This window comes from Actinobacillus genomosp. 1, from assembly GCF_029774175.1.
Classification (GTDB): Bacteria; Pseudomonadota; Gammaproteobacteria; order Enterobacterales; family Pasteurellaceae; genus Actinobacillus.
Map to the genome: position 1 here is coordinate 1915001 of NZ_CP103834.1, position 18999 is coordinate 1933999.

20 protein-coding genes and 1 pseudogene (1 of these 21 running past the window's edge) are annotated in these 18999 nt (G+C 40.5%); 2 read left to right on the forward strand and 19 right to left on the reverse strand.

Annotated elements, in window-relative coordinates:
* The 11 genes and pseudogenes from NYR63_RS08915 to mnmG form a co-directional block, all read right to left on the reverse strand.
* Window positions 1-336, reverse strand: partial view of a F0F1 ATP synthase subunit epsilon gene (locus NYR63_RS08915; RefSeq protein ID WP_005602397.1) — the 5' portion only. 84 nt of this gene lie to the left of the window's left edge; the window shows 336 of its 420 coding nt (coding positions 1-336); its start codon is at window positions 334-336; the stop codon falls past the left edge of the window.
* 39 nt (window positions 337-375) lie between these two features.
* Window positions 376-1749: a F0F1 ATP synthase subunit beta gene (atpD, locus tag NYR63_RS08920; RefSeq protein WP_005599061.1), complete on the reverse strand. Its 1374-nt coding sequence runs from the start codon at window positions 1747-1749 to the stop codon at window positions 376-378.
* Between the two features lie 13 nt (window positions 1750-1762).
* A complete protein-coding gene (gene atpG / locus NYR63_RS08925) occupies window positions 1763-2629 on the reverse strand; it encodes a F0F1 ATP synthase subunit gamma (protein ID WP_279457200.1) in 867 nt (288 codons plus the stop codon).
* Window positions 2630-2651: 22 nt separating this feature from the next.
* Complete coding sequence (gene atpA, locus NYR63_RS08930; RefSeq protein ID WP_279457201.1) at window positions 2652-4193, reverse strand: F0F1 ATP synthase subunit alpha; 1542 nt, start codon at window positions 4191-4193, stop codon at window positions 2652-2654.
* Window positions 4194-4205: 12 nt separating this feature from the next.
* Entirely contained in the window at window positions 4206-4739 is a 534-nt protein-coding gene (gene atpH / locus NYR63_RS08935) for a F0F1 ATP synthase subunit delta (RefSeq protein ID WP_279457202.1), read from the reverse strand.
* 13 nt (window positions 4740-4752) lie between these two features.
* On the reverse strand, window positions 4753-5223 hold the full coding sequence (gene atpF / locus NYR63_RS08940; protein ID WP_279457203.1) for a F0F1 ATP synthase subunit B: 471 nt from the start codon (window positions 5221-5223) through the stop codon (window positions 4753-4755).
* Between the two features lie 59 nt (window positions 5224-5282).
* The gene (gene atpE, locus NYR63_RS08945; protein ID WP_005599073.1) at window positions 5283-5537 is read right to left on the reverse strand and encodes a F0F1 ATP synthase subunit C; all 255 of its coding nucleotides are present in this window, start codon (window positions 5535-5537) and stop codon (window positions 5283-5285) included.
* Window positions 5538-5655: 118 nt separating this feature from the next.
* Entirely contained in the window at window positions 5656-6444 is a 789-nt protein-coding gene (atpB, locus tag NYR63_RS08950; protein ID WP_005599075.1) for a F0F1 ATP synthase subunit A, read from the reverse strand.
* A 24-nt stretch (window positions 6445-6468) separates the two neighbouring features.
* A pseudogene (locus NYR63_RS08955) lies at window positions 6469-6851 on the reverse strand (ATP synthase subunit I).
* Window positions 6852-7193: 342 nt separating this feature from the next.
* A complete protein-coding gene (rsmG, locus tag NYR63_RS08960) occupies window positions 7194-7820 on the reverse strand; it encodes a 16S rRNA (guanine(527)-N(7))-methyltransferase RsmG (protein ID WP_279457204.1) in 627 nt (208 codons plus the stop codon).
* Between the two features lie 96 nt (window positions 7821-7916).
* Window positions 7917-9809 carry a tRNA uridine-5-carboxymethylaminomethyl(34) synthesis enzyme MnmG gene (mnmG, locus tag NYR63_RS08965; RefSeq protein WP_279457205.1) on the reverse strand — a complete coding sequence of 631 codons (1893 nt, stop codon included), beginning with the start codon at window positions 9807-9809 and terminating at the stop codon, window positions 7917-7919.
* 469 nt (window positions 9810-10278) lie between these two features.
* On the opposite strand from mnmG, the gene NYR63_RS08970 reads away from it, so the two are divergent.
* Complete coding sequence (locus tag NYR63_RS08970) at window positions 10279-11070, forward strand: Cof-type HAD-IIB family hydrolase (RefSeq protein WP_279457206.1); 792 nt, start codon at window positions 10279-10281, stop codon at window positions 11068-11070.
* A 43-nt stretch (window positions 11071-11113) separates the two neighbouring features.
* Here the strand turns inward: NYR63_RS08970 and NYR63_RS08975 are convergent, their stop codons facing one another.
* The 7 genes from NYR63_RS08975 to NYR63_RS09005 all read right to left on the reverse strand — a co-directional run bounded on the left by NYR63_RS08975 (window position 11114) and on the right by NYR63_RS09005 (window position 17208).
* Window positions 11114-11896, reverse strand: coding sequence for an amino acid ABC transporter substrate-binding protein (locus NYR63_RS08975; protein ID WP_279457207.1), 783 nt, complete (start codon window positions 11894-11896; stop codon window positions 11114-11116).
* 212 nt (window positions 11897-12108) lie between these two features.
* The gene (locus NYR63_RS08980; RefSeq protein ID WP_279457208.1) at window positions 12109-12585 is read right to left on the reverse strand and encodes a YchJ family protein; all 477 of its coding nucleotides are present in this window, start codon (window positions 12583-12585) and stop codon (window positions 12109-12111) included.
* A 5-nt stretch (window positions 12586-12590) separates the two neighbouring features.
* On the reverse strand, window positions 12591-12965 hold the full coding sequence (locus tag NYR63_RS08985) for a hypothetical protein (protein WP_279457209.1): 375 nt from the start codon (window positions 12963-12965) through the stop codon (window positions 12591-12593).
* 87 nt (window positions 12966-13052) lie between these two features.
* Window positions 13053-13880, reverse strand: coding sequence for a PTS mannose transporter subunit IID (gene manZ, locus NYR63_RS08990; protein ID WP_005599091.1), 828 nt, complete (start codon window positions 13878-13880; stop codon window positions 13053-13055).
* Between the two features lie 10 nt (window positions 13881-13890).
* The gene (locus NYR63_RS08995) at window positions 13891-14685 is read right to left on the reverse strand and encodes a PTS mannose/fructose/sorbose transporter subunit IIC (protein ID WP_005610731.1); all 795 of its coding nucleotides are present in this window, start codon (window positions 14683-14685) and stop codon (window positions 13891-13893) included.
* Between the two features lie 14 nt (window positions 14686-14699).
* Window positions 14700-15668 carry a mannose/fructose/sorbose PTS transporter subunit IIA gene (locus tag NYR63_RS09000; protein ID WP_279457211.1) on the reverse strand — a complete coding sequence of 323 codons (969 nt, stop codon included), beginning with the start codon at window positions 15666-15668 and terminating at the stop codon, window positions 14700-14702.
* Between the two features lie 190 nt (window positions 15669-15858).
* Window positions 15859-17208, reverse strand: coding sequence for a GntP family permease (locus NYR63_RS09005; RefSeq protein WP_279457212.1), 1350 nt, complete (start codon window positions 17206-17208; stop codon window positions 15859-15861).
* 177 nt (window positions 17209-17385) lie between these two features.
* Between NYR63_RS09005 and NYR63_RS09010 the strand changes: the two genes are divergently transcribed.
* Window positions 17386-17901: a gluconokinase gene (locus NYR63_RS09010; RefSeq protein ID WP_237592718.1), complete on the forward strand. Its 516-nt coding sequence runs from the start codon at window positions 17386-17388 to the stop codon at window positions 17899-17901.
* Between the two features lie 71 nt (window positions 17902-17972).
* On the opposite strand, the gene gntR is transcribed toward NYR63_RS09010, so the two are convergent.
* Window positions 17973-18971 (reverse strand): gluconate operon transcriptional repressor GntR, encoded by a 999-nt coding sequence (gene gntR, locus NYR63_RS09015; RefSeq protein WP_279457213.1) that lies wholly within the window; start codon window positions 18969-18971, stop codon window positions 17973-17975.
* Between the last annotated feature and the right edge of the window lie 28 nt (window positions 18972-18999).

The window sequence follows — 18999 nt, forward strand, 5'->3', positions numbered from 1 at the left end:
CGCATTATTTGATTTGCTTAACGTATCTTCCGCTTTACGTTTTGCAGCAAGAATTCGTTGTTGATCTAACTCTTCACCTCGAATTGCTACATCCGCAAGAACAGTTACAATAGTAGGCTGAACTTCTAAGAAGCCGCCTGATACATAGATAAACTCTTCCTTACCGTCTTCAAGTGTGTACTTAACCATACCCGGTTTAATTGAGGTTAATAAAGGAGTATGTCCTGCATACACACCTAATTCACCATCAATCCCCGTAACACGGACACTAACTACATTACCATTGAAGATTTCTTTTTCAGCACTTACAACGCTAAGCTCAAATTGAGATGCCATATTGTTCTCCTTTAGTTCCTAATTGAGGTCAGGGAACAATTACATCTTGCTCGCTCTTTCCACTACTTCGTCAATTGAACCCGCCATATAGAACGCTTGTTCCGGAATATGGTCGAATTCACCTTCTAAGATACCTTTGAAGCCACGAATTGTATCTTTTAATGATACATATTTACCCGGAGAACCGGTAAATACTTCCGCAACGAAGAATGGTTGTGATAAGAAACGTTCGATCTTACGTGCACGAGCAACCACTAATTTATCGTCTTCAGATAATTCATCCATACCTAAAATAGCGATGATATCTTTTAACTCTTTATAGCGTTGTAATGTACCTTGTACGCCACGTGCTACATTATAGTGTTCTTCACCAACAACTAATGGATCTAATTGACGAGAAGTTGAATCTAATGGGTCAACCGCTGGGTAAATACCAAGAGAAGCGATGTTACGACTTAATACCACTGTTGAGTCTAAGTGTGCGAAAGTTGTTGCCGGAGATGGGTCAGTTAAGTCATCCGCAGGAACGTAAACCGCTTGAACGGAGGTAATAGAACCTGTTTTAGTCGAAGTAATACGTTCTTGTAATACACCCATTTCTTCTGCAAGTGTCGGCTGATAACCTACCGCTGACGGCATACGACCTAATAATGCAGATACTTCTGTACCAGCTAAGGTATAACGGTAAATATTATCTACGAAGAATAATACGTCACGACCTTCATCACGGAATTTTTCTGCCATAGTTAAGCCGGTTAAAGCAACACGAAGACGGTTACCTGGTGGCTCATTCATCTGACCGTAAACAAGTGATACTTTGTCTAATACGTTAGAATCCGTCATTTCGTGATAGAAGTCATTACCTTCACGAGTGCGCTCACCAACACCGGCGAATACTGAGTAACCGGAGTGTTCGATCGCGATATTACGGATTAACTCCATCATGTTAACGGTTTTACCTACACCTGCACCACCGAATAAACCAACTTTACCACCTTTTGCGAACGGACAAATCAAGTCGATAACTTTGATACCGGTTTCAAGTAATTCCGTACTGTTTGATTGTTCTTCGTAGCTTGGTGCCGCACGGTGAATATCCCAACGAGCTTCTTCGCCGATAGGACCTTTTTCATCGATCGGTTCACCTAATACGTTCATAATACGACCTAGAGTCTTCGTACCAACCGGTACTTGAATCGGGTTACCCGTATTTTCAACTTTTAAGCCACGTTTTAAACCGTCTGATGTACCTAATGCGATACAACGCACAAGTCCACCACCTAATTGTTGTTGAACCTCAAGGGTTAAACCTGATTCAACTTTTAAGGCATCATATACTTTTGGTACTGCATCTTGCGGGAATTCAACGTCGATTACCGCACCGATAATCTGTACAATTTTTCCTGTTGCCATTACCTATTCTCCATTAAATTGCTGCGGCACCCGCAACAATTTCGTTTAATTCATTTGTAATGCTTGCTTGGCGAGCTTTGTTATACACTAATTGTAATTCATCAATTAACGTACCCGCATTATCTGTTGCGGCTTTCATTGCTACCATTCGAGCGGCTTGTTCAGAAGCTAGATTATCTACAACTGCTTGGTATACCTGAGTTTCTAAATAACGAACAAGTAAACTATCCAATAAAACTTGAGGATTCGGTTCATAGATATAATCCCACGAACCTTTCGTATCTAATTCATCGTCATCTAGCTTAGGTAACGGAAGTAACTGTGCGATAACAGGTTTTTGTGACATCGTATTTTCAAAACGGTTATAAGCGACATAAACCGCATCAACTTCACCATCGCGGAAAGCATTAATCATTTCATTAACTGCGCCCACAATACGTTCCATTTCCGGATTATCACCTAACCCCGTTACTTGAGATCTCACATTTAAGCCTAAGTTTTGGTAAAAGCTCACACCTTTTGAACCAACTAAACCCAGCTCAACACTAACGTCTTTATCTTTCCACGTTTTAAATTCATTCAAAGTCGCTTTGAATAAATTGATATTAAGACCACCACATAAACCGCGGTCGGTTGAAACTACAAGATAGCCTACTTTTTTAATATCACGTTCAGTTAAAAACGGGTGCTTATAACCAATGCTTCCTTTCGCAATATGGCTAATCACCTTACGGATCATTTCCGAATAAGGGCGACTGGCAGCCATACGCTCTTGCGTTTTACGCATTTTAGAGGTAGCAACCATTTCCATTGCTTTGGTGATTTTTTGGGTATTTTTCACACTCGCAATTTTGGTTCTTATCTCTTTCGCACCTGCCATAATTTTTCTCCGCTAGTCGTGACTACCACGCACCATTCTTTTTGAACTCTTCTACGATTGCTTTTAGTTGATCCTTAATTGAATCGCTATAATCGCCAGATTTTGCTAAATCTTTCATAAAGTCGGTGTGATTACTATTTGCATAAGCAAGTAAAGCGGATTCAAATGAACCGATACGATCAAGTTCTACATCGTCTAAATAACCGAATTCAGCCGCAAAAAGCACTAACGCTTGTTCACTTACCGGCATTGGTGCAAATTGTTTTTGTTTAAGCAATTCAGTCACTTTTTGACCGTGAGAAAGCTGTTTACGTGTTGCATCATCTAAATCCGAAGCAAACTGAGCAAACGCAGCCAATTCACGATATTGAGCCAATGCCGTACGAATACCGCCCGATAATTTCTTAATCGCCTTAGTTTGCGCCGCAGAACCTACACGAGATACCGAAATACCCGGGTTTACCGCAGGACGAATACCTGAGTTAAATAAACTTGACTCTAAGAAGATCTGACCGTCAGTAATAGAAATTACGTTTGTCGGAACGAAAGCAGATACGTCACCCGCTTGAGTTTCGATAATAGGTAATGCCGTTAATGAACCTGTTTGACCTTTTACCGCTCCATTAGTAAAACGTTCCACATAATCCGCACTTACACGTGCCGCACGCTCTAATAAACGAGAGTGTAAATAGAATACGTCACCAGGGAATGCTTCACGACCCGGTGGACGACGTAATAATAATGAAATTTGACGATAAGCAACCGCTTGTTTAGATAAATCATCATAAACGATCAATGCATCTTCACCACGGTCACGGAAATATTCACCCATAGCACAACCGGAATATGGAGCAAGATATTGTAGTGCCGCAGATTCAGAAGCCGAAGCAACAACAACGATGGTATTTGCTAATGCGCCGTGCTCTTCTAATTTACGCACTACGTTAGCAATGGTAGATGCTTTTTGACCGATTGCCACATAGATACATTTAATACCTGAATCTTTCTGAGCAATAATTGCATCGATTGCTAATGCCGTTTTACCTGTTTGACGGTCACCGATAATTAACTCACGCTGACCACGACCGATTGGAACCATTGAATCGACCGCTTTATAACCGGTTTGTACCGGTTGATCTACCGATTGGCGATCGATAACGCCCGGTGCGATAACTTCAACCGGAGAGAAACCGTCATTGTCGATTTCGCCTTTACCGTCAATCGGCTGACCTAATGTATTTACCACACGACCTAATAAACCGCGACCTACCGGAACTTCTAAGATACGACCGGTACATTTTACCGACATACCTTCAGCTAAATCCGCATAAGGTCCCATTACTACCGCACCTACAGAATCACGTTCTAAGTTAAGTGCAATCGCATAGCGATTACCCGGTAATTCGATCATCTCACCTTGCATTACATCGGCAAGACCGTGGATACGAATGATACCGTCACTTACTGAAACGATTGTCCCTGTGCTTTGAGCTTCGCTCACCACATCAAACTGGGCAATACGTTTTTTAATCAATTCACTAATTTCAGTTGAATTTAGTTGCATTTTTTATTCCTCTTACAAGCTCAACGCTGACGCTAAGCGATTTAACTGACCACGGCTACTACCATCAATAACAACGTCATCATATTTAATAATTACGCCTGCAATCAGGCTGTTATCGATTTGGTTGGTTAAACGAACTTTTTGACCTAAGCGTTTTTCCATCGCTTTTGCGATTTTATCTTCTTGTGCTTGACTTAATTCGTTCGCCGAAACTACTGTTACATCTTTTACCGCTTCATGTTCCGCTCGTAATGATACAAAATTATCAAATACTGCCGGTAACACTGCCAGACGTTTATTTTCAGCCATTACACGAATAAAATTTTGCCCATATTGATCAAGTTGGTCGCCGCAGATTTTGAGAAATGTTTCTGAAATCTGACCGCTTGCAAGGGAAGAATTAATATATTCCGCCACTTGTTCGTTTTCGGTCACTAACGCCGAAAACCGTAACATTTCTTGCCATTTATCCAACTGACCTTGTTCTAAAGCAAAATCAAAAGCTGCTTTAGCGTAGGGGCGAGCTACTGTACTTAATTCTGACATCTGCCCCACCTTGTTATAGTTCTGCAACTAGCTTATCAATAATGTCATTGTTCGCTGCTTGATCAACAGAACGACCAACAATTTTCTCCGCACCGGCAACCGCCAACGCAGCCACTTTTTGGCGAAGTTCTTCTTGAACTCGTTTGCGTTCGCTTTCCACTTCCGCATGACCTTGTTCAATAATACGTAGGCGTTCGATTTCAGCTTCCGCTTGTACGGACTCTAAAATTTCATTACGACGTTTCGTTGCTAAATCAATAATTTTTTGTGCTTCTTCTTTCGCTTTAAGGATTTCTTGATCCGCTGCAGCTTTAGAATCCGCTTGTTCTTGTTTCGCTTTTTCAGCCGATGCCAAAGCGTTAGCGATATTCGCTTGACGCTCTTCGATCGCTTTAATAAGCGGTGGCCATACAAATTTCATACAAAACGCAACGAAAAGTGCGAATGCAATAAGCTGACCGATTAGTGTTGCATTTAAATTCACAACGCCCTCCTAAAAGTCGGTTAAGTTATTCAATGAATAACGGAAAAGAGAGACCCGACTTATTTCAATAAATCAATGAACGGGTTCGCGAAGATGAAAAGTAAAGAAATACCTACAGCAATCATTGCGATAGCATCTAAAAGACCTGCAACGATAAACATTTTTGTTTGTAAGCTGCTTGCTAATTCAGGCTGACGAGCAGATGATTCTAAGAATTTACCACCTAAGATAGCAAAGCCGATAGCTGTACCAAGTGCAGCGAAAGCTAATAAAATTGACGCACCAATAATTGTTGCTGTGATTACTGATTCCATAATGTTCTCCATTAAGATTGAGGAATTCGCCAGAAGGCAGGGTTGTTGTTAATAAAATCATTCAAGCAATCAAATTTTTACAAAAGATTGAGAAAATTTGACCGCTCGTTAGGTTCGTTTAATGATCCGCTTTATTATAAGCGATACTCAAATAAACAATCGTTAGCATCATAAAAATAAAGGCTTGAAGCGTAATAACTAAGATATGGAAAATAGCCCAAACCAAATGCAATGGAATACCTAACGCTTGTAATGCAAAGTTATCTGCCATATACATTACTGCGATAAGGATAAAGATTAACTCACCCGCATACATATTACCGAATAAACGGAATGCCAAAGAAATAGGTTTTGCAAGTAGAGTAACCGTTTCAAGAATAAAGTTTACCGGAATAAATGCCCAGTGATTGAACGGATGCAACGTATATTCTTTTACTAAGCCGCCGAAACCTTTCGATTTTACGGTATAGAATAAAATTAAGAAGAATACGCAGATAGACATACCTAAGGTTGCACTAATATCCGCAGTAGGAACGGCACGAAGGTAATGGATACCGAACATATTTGCCAATTGAGGTAAGAAATCCACCGGAACTAAGTCAATAGCATTCATAATGAATACCCAGCAGAAAATAGTAAGTGCAAGCGGAGCAATCACATTACGCGGTCCGTGGAAGTTATCTTTAACTAAACCGTCCACCCAACCAATGACAATTTCCACGAAGCATTGCAATTTTCCCGGTACTCCCGACGTCGCATTTTTCGCAACTCGAGAAAATACGAAAAGGAAAATAACACCAGCAAGCAGAGAGAAAAAGAGCGTATCTAAATGAACAGCCCAAAAACCGTCACCTGAAGCTAAAAAACTCAAGTGATGGCTAATATATTCTGCGGTAGTTCCAGCCATAATGAATCCTTTTAGAATAAGAAATTAATGAGTTCGTTTACTTAAAATAAACGGAATGACATTATTTAAAAATAATGCCATTAAATATCCCACAAAAAACAGTACAAGATGAAGATAAGGCAATAACTTAAAACACATAACCACTAATAAAATAGTGATTATCCATTTTAAGCCTTCGCCTCGATAAAAATCGCCCATTTTTGACTGGTTTTTTGTAGTTTTTTTAAAAAAATCCAATAAACAAAAACACAATGCGGTAGAAAGCTTGATAAAAAGCCCCCTAAAAAGGAAATGCTGATTTCACCTTTCCAAATCATCAATAAACCGAATATACATATCAACAGCAAAAATTCGGTTTTTAACGCACTTATATAGTGTAATTTCGCTTTATTTATTACAGCAGACATATTACTTCCTATCCGACAGGCAAATGCCCTCTGTAAAAAATGAAATATTTCTTCAGATTATACGATACAAAACAACAGATTAAAATATGAAAAAGCCATAAAAAACCGATTTATGCAAATTTTGTTACAAAAAGGTTAATTTCAGACTTTTTTATCGCAAAACATAAGGATATTTCAGTTATCACAATGTGATCTTATTCACATTTTTCTTACAAATCACATAAAAAATATAGAGTTATCTTTATTGAAGATAACATCTAAAATTAAATAAAATTAATCATTTAAAGATAAAAAGTGAAAAGTAATGCTTTCTACTATTATTAATAAATGAAGATAATCCAATTAAACTGATGCATAAGGTTTGTTTAGCAAGACTAAGTGACGTTCTCCGATTAATTCCGGCACGGATAATGTAATCACATGTTCTAGCTGAATCGGCTTTTTAATCTCTTGTACTTCACTTTCAGCATAAATGCCTTTAAGCGCGTAAAATTTACCTTGCGGATTTGGCAAATGGTAACACCAATCCACCATATCATTTAAGCTGGCAAAAGCTCGGCTTAATACCCCATCAAAGGTTTGTTCCGTATACTCTTCCACACGAGAAAGCACAGGAGTTACATTAGTGATACCTAACTCACGTAACGCATTTTTGATAAAGGTAATACGCTTACCAAGGCTATCCAGCAATACAAATTGTTTATCCGGATTTGCAATCGCAAGTGGAATACCTGGTAATCCTGGTCCGGTGCCGACATCAATAAACTTTTCGCCCTGTAAATGTTCGCTTACCACTAAACTGTCTAAAATATGCTTCACCAGCATTTCATCTGGATTACGCACAGAAGTAAGGTTATAAGCTTTATTCCATTTGTCTAATAAACGTACGAAACCAACCAACTGCTCTTTCTGCTGATCGGTCAAATTAATTTGCGCCTGTTCCAACAAGCGGTCTAATTTCTGTCTCATTTTGTAAAATCCTTATGGCTTACACAATAAAACACGGAATAAACCGAAAGTAATCATTGTTTTAATTTCCGTATATTCCGTGCTTCCTCAGCTAAATTATAATTCGCCTCGTTTCAGCATACCTTGCTTTTTCAAATTCACGAGAAGAATTGAAATCGCAGCCGGTGTAATACCTGAAATACGGCTTGCCTGCCCAATCGAAACTGGACGATGTTGCATCAGCTTCGCACGTACTTCGTTTGAAAGGCTCTCAACCTTGTCATAATCAAATTCAGCAGGAATTAAGGTATTTTCATGACGTTTATGACGTTCAATCTCATTTTGCTGATGTTCGATATAACCTTGGTATTTAATCGAAATTTCAACTTGCTCCGCAGCCTGTTTATCTTCCAATGCTGGTGCAAATGCTGCGACTTGCGTGAGTTTGTCATAAGTCACTTCTGGACGACGTAATAAGTCTTCACCGCTCGCTTCACGGGTAAGCGGACTACTTACCAATTCATTGACTGCCGCTAAATGTTCCGATTGCGGGTGAATCCAAATTTGTTTTAGACGTTCACGCTCACGCTCGATATTTTCCATTTTTTGATTAAATCTCGCCCAACGAGCGTCATCAATCAAGCCTAATTCGTGAGCAATAGGTGTTAAACGAATATCAGCGTTATCTTCACGTAGCAATAAACGATATTCCGCACGTGAGGTAAATACACGATACGGTTCTTTTGTGCCAAGTGTACAAAGGTCATCAACCAATACACCGGTATAAGCAAGATCACGTGTAGGGAACCACGCCTCTTTGCCTTGAACCTGTAATGCTGCATTAATACCCGCTAACAAACCTTGAGCCGCTGCTTCCTCATAACCGGTCGTACCGTTAATCTGACCGGCGAAGAATAAACCTTCAATCGCTTTGGTTTCTAAAGTCGGTTTTAGATCACGTGGGTCGAAATAATCGTATTCAATCGCATAACCCGGTTTGATAATACGCGTGTTCTCTAAACCCTTCATCGAATTTACGATACCCATTTGTACATCAAACGGTAAACTGGTTGAAATTCCGTTCGGATAAACTTCGATGGTACTTAAACCTTCAGGCTCAAGATAAATTTGGTGACTGTTACGATCACTGAAACGCATCACTTTATCTTCGATTGACGGGCAGTAACGAGGGCCGATCCCTTCAATCACACCGGTGTACATTGGGCTACGATCTAAACTATTGCGGATCAAATCGTGCGTTTGCTCATTGGTATGCGTGATATAGCAAGGAATTTGACGCGGATGCAGATCAACTGAGCCCATAAACGACATAACCGGTAATTCCGCATCACCGTGTTGTTTAGCCAACACGTCAAAATTGATCGTACGAGCGTCTAAACGCGGCGGCGTACCGGTTTTAAGACGATCAACACGTAAGTTCAGATCACGTAAACGATCTGCAAGCATGGTAGCCGCCGGATCACCCGCTCGACCACCTGCATAGTTATCTAAACCGATATGAATTTTACCGGCAAGGAAAGTTCCGGCGGTTAAAACGACCGAACGCGCTTTAAAAGTCAGTCCCATTTTAGTTACCGCACCCACCGCACGATTATTTTCTACTAAAATATCCACGACTTCTTGTTGGAAAATATCTAAATTCGGTTGATTTTCTAGTGCGGTACGCACCGCTTGGCGGTAAAGCACACGGTCTGCTTGCGCACGAGTTGCACGTACGGCAGGCCCTTTCGAACTGTTTAAGGTACGAAATTGGATCCCCGCTTGGTCAATCGCAATAGCCATTAAACCGCCCATCGCATCGATCTCTTTTACCAAATGTCCTTTACCGATGCCACCGATTGCCGGATTGCAAGACATTTGCCCTAACGTATCTACATTATGTGTTAAGAGTAAGGTTTTTAACCCCATACGGGCAGGAGCCAACGCAGCTTCTGTCCCAGCATGACCGCCGCCAACGACAATCACGTCATAAATTTCATGGTAAATCATATATCTGCCTTTATAATTTTTTATATCTAAGAACTCAAAACAAAAGAGTGTTATTCTACCTTAAAACAATAGGATCATGAAAATGCAATTTTAAGATCATTTTTGTGATCTTTCTTAGGATCTTTAGATCGCTAGTAATAATATAGATCTTTATATAGAGATCTTTATTATTGTTATTATTAGTAAGATCCTTTTATGAGGATAACTCAATATTATCAAGTAAAATCAAAAGGTTATAATAATTTAAAGTAGATAAGGATCTTGTATTCTTACTAGATCTATGTTGTGGATAAAAGATATAGTTATCCACAGGGAAAGTATTTTATAAAGTTATTCATGAATAGATCTCAAGTTATAAGATGATTACTTAGCAAGTTATCCACAGATCAAATTATTGATTTTATGCTGATTTAATAAACAAAATAACGTAATATAAAGCGTATTTAAGTATAAAAAAGCGGAGATGATTATGACACAACAACATTATTTAGCTGTTTTTAGTGATATTGATGGGACGTTATTAAATAGCGAACATCAAATAACCTCTCAAACGGAACAAGCGATTAAGCACATTATGCAACAAGGCGTTCCTTTTATACCTGTTTCCGCCCGTCCGCCTTTAGCGATCACACCTTATACCAAGCAGCTACAAAGTGATTTTCCGATCATTTGTTATAGCGGCGCGCTTATTTTAGATCGGGATCTGAATAAGCTATATAGTGTTGTTATCGAGCAAGATGATCTTTATCAACTAGATCTATTACTCGAAGCATATCCGCACCTCTCTATTAATCATTATGCGGGTATCAACTGGTTTAGTAATGATTTAGCAAATGAATGGACTATCCAAGAAGGCAACATAACCGGTTTACAAGCGGTCAAAAAAACACAAAACTTAACCGATGTACATAAAATTCTTGTGATGGGAGAAGCTGAGCAAATTCAAGCGTTAGAGAAATTATTGAAACGGCAGTTACCGCACCTTTCCATTCATCGTTCTAAAAACGAATATTTGGAAATCATGAATAAGCAGGCGACCAAGTCGAACGCGATTCGATTTATGGAAAAAGTATTGAATGTGACTCAAGAACAAGTAATTGCTTTCGGCGATAATTTTAACGATTTGGATATGTTGCAATATGCGGGGCTTAGTGTCGCTATGGGGAATGCGCCGGAGGAGATTAAAGCGGTGGCAAAACGGGTTACCGCATCTAATAATGATGACGGAATAGCATTAGTCTTAAATGAAATATTTAATTAAATGGAAAAATAATGCCTCGTTTGATAACGAGGCATTTTCTTGATTATTTTACGCTAATATCACGACCGAAGAATTGTTCGCCTAATTTTTTTAGAGTGCCGTCTGTATGTAATTCGCCAATTGCCGCACTAATTTTGTTTAATGCTTCTTGGTTGCCTTTATTGGCAATAAAACCGGCATCCACTTTTTCAGGGGATTCCCAAACAATTTTAAGACCTGATTTCGGATTTTTCTTGAGGTAATCCAATAACGCTAAGTTATCGTTGAAAGTAGCATCTGCACGTTTTTGTTGAATTAATAATAAACCTTGCGCCATACCGTCAATCGGTACAATATCCGCACCGTTTGCACGCGCTAATTCACCGTAGTTTGAGCTTAATGTCTGTGCGGTTTTCACGCCTTTAACATCCGAAGCTTGTTTGATTTTTTGCTCGTCATTTCGTACCACTAACGCCGCACCTGACCAGCTATAGGCTGCTGATTTATCAAAAGTCGCTTGGCGTTCCGGTGTGGTTAAACCGACTTGGTTTGCAACTAAATCGAAACGATCCGCTTTTAAACCGGCTAACATTGCGTCCCATTGAGTTTCTTTAAAATCCACTTTAACGCCGAGTTTTTCCGCCACAGCACGCGTCACTTCTACATCATAACCGGTTAATTTACCGCTCGCATCATGGTAAGTAAAAGGTGCATAAGTACCTTCGGTTCCAACGGTAATAGTGCCTTTCGCATTGATTCTTTCAAGTAACGTTTCTTTAGCCAATGAAGTTGCTGAAGTCGCTAATGCAATCGCTGAAACTGCAATTACAGATAATTTTTTTAACATAGTAGGAGTCCTCTTAATTGGAGAAAATTAATAGATAAAATATATGAAGTTGTGTTTTTGCGAATTATTAGAGAAATTCAGGATCGCTTCAAATAACTAAATGGAATAATATTTAGCGAAATATTGTAAAAAATGGGAGTTTTTTTATGAGAATAGGATAAGCGGCTATTTTTTCACAATCTTTTGTAAAATTAACCGATTGTATTTGAGGTTTAGACTAAATATGTGCCGCAGCAGTGTTTGAATTTTTTACCGGAACCGCATACGCAATTTTGTTTTTGCGAAGGGAGTGGTACGGTCGGATCAACAAAATACCAGCGATTATTCACTTGTACAAACAACGATAGTTCGTGATGCGCTTCAATGCCGTTTTCCGTCTTAAAGAGGGCTTTAAATTCGACTAAGCTATGCAATTTACTGATATTCGGTTTATGTGCAATGATTTCTAAGCCCGCCCATTGAGTAGTTTCTCCCCATGCTTTCATAGCCGCTTGATCTAAAAATTTCTGCTGGCTAGGAACGGTGGTAGCGACAATATAGTCGATATTTACCAAAGTATATGCCGCATAACGAGAACGCATCAGTTGTTCTGCGGTTGCCGGATAAGCTTGCTTAAGATGAAACGGCTGACAACATTCCGTATAAGGCTTACCGGATTGGCACGGACAAGCGGTTAAATTTTCTGACATCTTTACTACTCTGATTTAGTTGAATCGCTTACAAATTTAAGTAAGGCGTTAATTTCATTTTTAGCTTGTTCCGACAGCACTTTGTTATCATTTAGCATTTGAGTGCCGCGTAAGCGGATAAATTCTAAATAATCTTTATTTTGGGTTTGTTCATATTGCTGTTTTGCCGCGTACATTTCGGCGAAATATTTACGGGTTTGGCTAATCAGCATTTTTTGTCCGAACATTGCGATAATCGCCAACGCAAGTGCAATCACCGAGCCGTAACCGTCAGTCGGGTAATATAAAACGCCGGCGATAATAAACAATGCAGTAACTAGCATTGAGCTGTTTTTAATGTACTGCTGTTCGGGGGCTTTGAGGGCTTTTTTTAAATCCATAGCAAAATTTCCTGTAAATTTGACCGCTTGTATTATAAAAAATACCCCCTCTTAGATAAAGAGGGGGTAAACGCTTTATAGAATCAATTAAGCTAAAATGCCTAACCAATAACCTAAAATACCAACGCCGAATAGTGCGAAGATAATGTACATCGCATTTACTTTCTTACGTAATAACCACATACATAAGAAGGTTAGCAATAATGCTGCTAAGCCCGGTAATAAGTCGTTAAGCACGCTTTGCACGGTGGTAACCACTTCTTCGCCCATTGCGTTTTTATAGCGCGAAAGTTCAAACGGTATGTTGATACTAGTCCACTTCGACACCAAGGAACCCATCACAAATAAGCCGAGAATCGATGCCCCTTGCGTGACTTTTTGTAGACGACCGCCGCCCATATCCGAAACGATTTCCGTCCCTTTTTGATAGCCGTATTTAAAGCCGTACCAACGGGTAAGCGCACGGCAAAGGTTAATACCGATAAAGAATAATAATGGGCCGAGAATGCTGCCGCTAATCGCTAAACCGGCACCTAGAGCGGCTAATACCGGACGTAATGTCCCCCAGAAAATCGGGTCGCCGACACCGGCAAGCGGCCCCATTAAACCGACTTTAACCCCGCTAATCGCCGCATCGTCAATGTCTGCGCCGTTCGCACGTTCTTGTTCCATCGCAGCGGTTACGCCCATAATTGCCGAACCGACCCACGGTTGCGTATTGAAGAACTCTAAATGGCGTTTTAATGCCGCCGCCTGGTCTTCTTTACGGCTGTAAAGACGTTTAATCGTTGGGATCATAGATACGCAGAAGCCCATTGATTGCATACGTTCAAAGTTAAATGAACCTAATAGGAAAGTTGAACGCCAATAAGTCGCACGAATATCCGCACTGGTAAGTTGTTTTTTCTCTGACATAATTTGCTCCTTATAGACCTTCTAACTCGTTATCCGCTAATTTTTTAGTGGTGCGAGGTGCATTTACCGATTGGTTGAATTGTGGGTTTAATTGGATGTAAAGCATTGCTAAACACGCACCTAAGAAACCGAGACCGACTAAGTTGTAGTTTGAGAATGATGCAATTACAAAGCCCATAAAGAAGAACGGCATTAACGCACCGGCACGCATCATATTAATAACCATCGCATAACCTACCACCACGATAAAGCCACCAGCGATTTGTAAGCCGCGAGTTACCACTTCAGGAATCGCATTTAATGCTTCGGTTACTGTATCAGTACCTGCTACAAGTGCAACGAAGAACGTTGGAATCGCCACACGTAATGCTTGTAAAGAAAGACCGGCAAAGTGGCAGAACTCAATCCCTCGGAAGTTAGCTTGCTCGGCAAATTTATCCGCTTTATGTTGTAAGAAGATGGTTAAAGTACGCACGAAAATGGTTAATACCTGACCTGCTGCCGCTACCGGAATAGCGATCGCAATTGCCGTCCCTTTATCTTGTCCGCCTTTGATTACTAAGATTGCCGCAATTACCGATGCTAATGCCGCATCCGGTGCCATTGCCGCACCGACGTTCATCCAGCCTAACGCCAACATTTCAAGCGTACCGCCAACGATAATACCGGTTTGTAAGTCGCCTAACACCCAGCCTATTAAGGTACAAGCTACAAGCGGACGGTGAGTTTGGCGTTCATCAAGTACGGAACCCATACCGCAAATTGCAGCAACCAGGGTTACTAAAATAATTTCAATACTAGTCATAGTTGAATCCTTAATTAGAATTTAATTGCATCAAGACGGTTTTTATCAAGCGGTTCTTTTTTGTTTGACGCCACTTGTTGTAACGACATATCTACGCCTAACTCAAGGAGTTTGTAGAATGCGGCTAAATCGGTTTGATTGATCGCCACCGCTTGAGAGATAAGTTTGTCGCCTTCACGGAAAGTCATACCGCCGACATTGACATTTTTAATGTTTACGCCGCCTTCAATTAAGCGAACGATATCCGATGGGTTGGTGACCAACCAAATAATGTTTTTACCGGCGTATTTCGGGTTGTGCCAAACTTTGATCGCTTTATCGACCGTAATCACATAGCCTTTTAAGTGTTCCGGCACGATTTGTAGTAATAATTCACGGCGAATATCATCGGTTGCCACTTCATCACTAATCGCAAAAATCGCTTCGCATTTCACCGTTTTCGCCCAAGATGTCATTACTTGACCGTGAATTAAACGGCTGTCGATACGCATCAATGAAATATTCATACGCCCGTTCGGGTCAATGTTGGTCGGTAGAGGAGCTGTTTCTTCAGCTTCTGCTTTAGGTTGCGGAGCTGAAACGCTAGGTTCTGGATTGTGGTAAGTTTTTACACTTAAATGACCGACTTCTTTTGCGGTTGCAGCCAATTCCGTTGCCGTTTTAGCGTCTGCAGAAGCATCCATAACTTCAAGCAACATCGGCAAATTCGTCCCGGTAACAATATCGTCCTGCGGACGTTTTGCTAAAATTCGGGCCGCCGCATTGTACGGACTACCGCCAAATAAATCGACCAAGAATAGCACGCTATCGGTAGGTTGAAGCGTTGCGATAATCGCTTCATATTTTTCGACTAACGTATCTTGACCTTCCCCTGGCACAAAGATAACCGGATGAACATTATCTGTTTCTCCATATACCATTTGTGCGGAATTGACCAACTCTAGGGCTAATTTGCCATGAGCGGCGATGATCAAATGCACCATTTTTCACCTCTGTGATTTCTATATCCAAGTTTTTGCTAAATCGCTTTAGCTTTCAAATGGAGCATAATGTAAACGATTGCTTTTTTGCAAATGCTTTATAAAGTAATGTCATTATTAATAGATCTAGATCATAAAAAAAGCCCGAGGGTAAATTTTACTCTCGGGCTTGATAGAAAACTTGAAAGGCGATTTACAATAAAATGCTACCGATTAAGGCAATGATAAAACCGACCACACCGATTGAAGTTTCTAATGCCGTCCACGTTTTTAAAGTGGTTTTGGTATCCATTTCTAAAAAACGGCTCATTAACCAGAAACCGGAGTCATTAACGTGAGAAAGTACCGTCGCACCGGAAGCTATCGAAATCACGATAAAGCAAAGGTCAAACTGGCTTAAATCGGTTGAAGCCGCCACACTCGGCGCAATTAATGCCGCTGCGGTAGTTAATGCAACGGTTGCCGAACCTTGTGCGACACGCATCGCCACCGCAATAATAAATGCCGCCACGATAATCGGCATACCGGTATCCGAAAGCATAGAAGATAACACATCGCCGATACCGCTGGCACGTAATACGCCGCCGAACATACCGCCCGCACCGGTTACCAAAATAATCGAGCAAATCGGGCCTAACGCATTGTTACATAAACTTTCGATTTGTTCGTAACTACGCTCACCGCGTAATAACATAATCGCCAGTAATAACGTGATTAATAACGCCACCGGCGTTTTGCCGATTAAACGTAGGCTTTGCACCCAAAGTTCGGAGCCGTCAATCACTTTCGCAACACTTAACGTATTTAAACCGGTATCAAATAAAATTAAGAAGATCGGTAACACTAAAATAAATAATACGCGTCCAAATGAAGGTGGTGCTTGTACCGATGTTTCGCTGATTGCCGCCGTATTCAAAAAGGCTTTTGGTAATTCGACATAGACCCGTTTACTGATAAACATACTGAAAAGGTAAGTACCGATATACCAAGTCGGAATCGCACAAATTAAACCGACTAGTACCAGTAAGCCCATATTCACACCCAGTAAATCGCCGGAAGCGACCGGACCCGGATGTGGCGGTAGAAATGCGTGCATTACTGCAAACGCACCGGCAACCGGAAAGGCATAACGTAGTACCGAACCACCGAATTGTTTTGCTACGCTAAAGACAATCGGTAACATCACCACCAGACCGGCATCGAAGAAAATCGGAAAACCGAAGAGTAATGCCGCCACACCTAAGGCAAAGGGGGCTTTTTGTTCGCCGAATTTATTAATCAGCGTATCGGCTAACACTTTTGCCCCGCCGGTAATTTCTAATAAACGCCCAATCATTGCACCTAAACCGACCAATAAAGCGACCGATGCAAGCGTATTACCGAAGCCGGTAAGTAAAGTCGGCAGAATTTTATCCACCGGAATACCGGCAGCCAGTGCGGTTAATAAACTAACGATTAATAATGCGACAAATGCATGTACTTTGAATTTTATAATCAACACTAATAGCGCGATGATCGCCACTACCATAATGAAAATTAACATAGAAACCTCGATAAGAAGTATAAATTGTTACTGGTAACATAAATTTAAACGTTTGCGATGTAAATAGATTGTTAGAATTAATTTTAAAAATGAGATCTTTATCACAAAATTAAATGTTACCTGTAACATTTAAGTGAAAAATCTGCTATGTTGCCGAATAAATAGGAGGAAGCTCAAATGAAATCTGGTCAAAGTTTTATTTTAATGGGTGTATCAAGCACCGGTAAAACCACAATAGGCAGTGAAGTGGCTCGTCGTTTAGGCATTAAATTGATTGATGGCGATGATCTGCACCCGAGAGCGAATATCCTCAAAATGAGTCAAGGACAACCGCTAAATGATCAAGACCGTTTTCCGTGGCTGGAACGAATTAATGATGCCGCCTTTAGCTTAGAACAAAAAAATGAAATCGGAATTATTGTTTGCTCGGCATTAAAAAAGAAATATCGTGATCAAATCCGCCAAGGTAATCAAAAGGTTAAATTTATTCATTTACACGGTTCATTTGAGCTGATTTTAGAACGAATGAAAAAGCGTAAAGGCCATTTTATGAAAACCGAAATGTTGAAAAGCCAGTTTGATACGTTAGAAATTCCGCAAGCGGATGAACCCGATGTGATTTCGATTGATATTAGCGGCAGCTTTGAAGACGTGGTGCAATTATGCGTACAGGCGATTAAAGCCTATCTATAAAAAGAATGTTGAGTAGAACAAGCGGTTATTTTCTGCAAATTTTTTGCAAAATTTAACCGCTTTTTTTATGTTTAAATCGTTTCGCCGATATGAATTTTATAACCGAGATTAATGACTTCATCTTGAATATTATCACCATTTAGATGGCTTAATAATTGTTGAGCGGCCACTTTGCCGATTTCAAACCGAGGAGTAATCACACTCGCCAATTGAGGTGTTACGGATTGACCGACATCGTGTCCGTGAAAACCGGCAATTGCAATTTGTTGCGGCACTTTGATGCCTAACCGTTGGCATTCAAATAATGCGCCGATTGCCAAATCGTCATTGGTACAAAAAATGCCGTCGATATTCGGATATTTTTCCAGCGCAATATGTAGTTGTCTTGCCCCCAAGGTAAAAGAAGATGATTCTTCCGTAGCAATAGTGTAAGGCGTTAGTTTATGCTTTTGCATAGCAAGTTCGTAGCCTTGCATCTTTAAACGGGTTCGTTTATCCATTCTTGCCGAAAAATAAACCACTTGACGGCAACCGCGTTTGATCATGGTTTCAACCATGGCTTGCGCGGCAAAAATATTGTCAAAACCGACTGATTGTTGCAGTCCTTTTTCACTGGTATCCATAATTTCAATTACCGGAATTTTCGCAACACTTAACATTTTGAGCGTGCGCTCACTGTGGTGGTTTTCCGACAAAATCAAACCGTCCACGTGATAAGAAAGGAGCGATTCAATACGCTGTTCTTCTTTTTGTTCGCTATAACCGGAGTGAGCGAGCATGGTTTGATAACCGGCAGCATCGGTTACACTTTCAATTCCTTTTAACACATCGGCAAAAACTTGGTTGGTTAAAGACGGTAACAATACGCCAATCGCTTTACTTTTGGCATTGGACAGAATATCCGGCGCACGATTCGGAATATAACCGAATTGTTCAATCGCTACAGCGATCCGTTTACCGGTATCTTCGGCAACCGAGGAGGGATTACGTAAATAGCGACTGATCGTCATTTTGGTAATACCTAAATGTTCGGCAATATCTTGTAAAGTTGGGCGTTTATGTTTGCTCATAGGGTTAAATTTTGTGAAGTATGTCGCT

Excerpts from the sequence above, each read along its gene's own strand:
- atpD (WP_005599061.1), bottom strand. The coding sequence starts at position 1,749 with ATGGCAACAGGAAAAATTGTACAGATTATCGGTGCGGTAATCGACGTT.
- atpG (WP_279457200.1), bottom strand. The coding sequence starts at position 2,629 with ATGGCAGGTGCGAAAGAGATAAGAACCAAAATTGCGAGTGTGAAAAAT.
- atpA (WP_279457201.1), bottom strand. The coding sequence starts at position 4,193 with ATGCAACTAAATTCAACTGAAATTAGTGAATTGATTAAAAAACGTATT.
- atpH (WP_279457202.1), bottom strand. The coding sequence starts at position 4,739 with ATGTCAGAATTAAGTACAGTAGCTCGCCCCTACGCTAAAGCAGCTTTT.
- atpE (WP_005599073.1), bottom strand. The coding sequence starts at position 5,537 with ATGGAATCAGTAATCACAGCAACAATTATTGGTGCGTCAATTTTATTA.
- atpB (WP_005599075.1), bottom strand. The coding sequence starts at position 6,444 with ATGGCTGGAACTACCGCAGAATATATTAGCCATCACTTGAGTTTTTTA.
- rsmG (WP_279457204.1), bottom strand. The coding sequence starts at position 7,820 with ATGAGACAGAAATTAGACCGCTTGTTGGAACAGGCGCAAATTAATTTG.
- mnmG (WP_279457205.1), bottom strand. The coding sequence starts at position 9,809 with ATGATTTACCATGAAATTTATGACGTGATTGTCGTTGGCGGCGGTCAT.
- NYR63_RS08970 (WP_279457206.1), top strand. The coding sequence starts at position 10,279 with ATGACACAACAACATTATTTAGCTGTTTTTAGTGATATTGATGGGACG.
- NYR63_RS08975 (WP_279457207.1), bottom strand. The coding sequence starts at position 11,896 with ATGTTAAAAAAATTATCTGTAATTGCAGTTTCAGCGATTGCATTAGCG.
- NYR63_RS08980 (WP_279457208.1), bottom strand. The coding sequence starts at position 12,585 with ATGTCAGAAAATTTAACCGCTTGTCCGTGCCAATCCGGTAAGCCTTAT.
- NYR63_RS08985 (WP_279457209.1), bottom strand. The coding sequence starts at position 12,965 with ATGGATTTAAAAAAAGCCCTCAAAGCCCCCGAACAGCAGTACATTAAA.
- manZ (WP_005599091.1), bottom strand. The coding sequence starts at position 13,880 with ATGTCAGAGAAAAAACAACTTACCAGTGCGGATATTCGTGCGACTTAT.
- NYR63_RS08995 (WP_005610731.1), bottom strand. The coding sequence starts at position 14,685 with ATGACTAGTATTGAAATTATTTTAGTAACCCTGGTTGCTGCAATTTGC.
- NYR63_RS09000 (WP_279457211.1), bottom strand. The coding sequence starts at position 15,668 with ATGGTGCATTTGATCATCGCCGCTCATGGCAAATTAGCCCTAGAGTTG.
- NYR63_RS09005 (WP_279457212.1), bottom strand. The coding sequence starts at position 17,208 with ATGTTAATTTTCATTATGGTAGTGGCGATCATCGCGCTATTAGTGTTG.
- NYR63_RS09010 (WP_237592718.1), top strand. The coding sequence starts at position 17,386 with ATGAAATCTGGTCAAAGTTTTATTTTAATGGGTGTATCAAGCACCGGT.
- gntR (WP_279457213.1), bottom strand. The coding sequence starts at position 18,971 with ATGAGCAAACATAAACGCCCAACTTTACAAGATATTGCCGAACATTTA.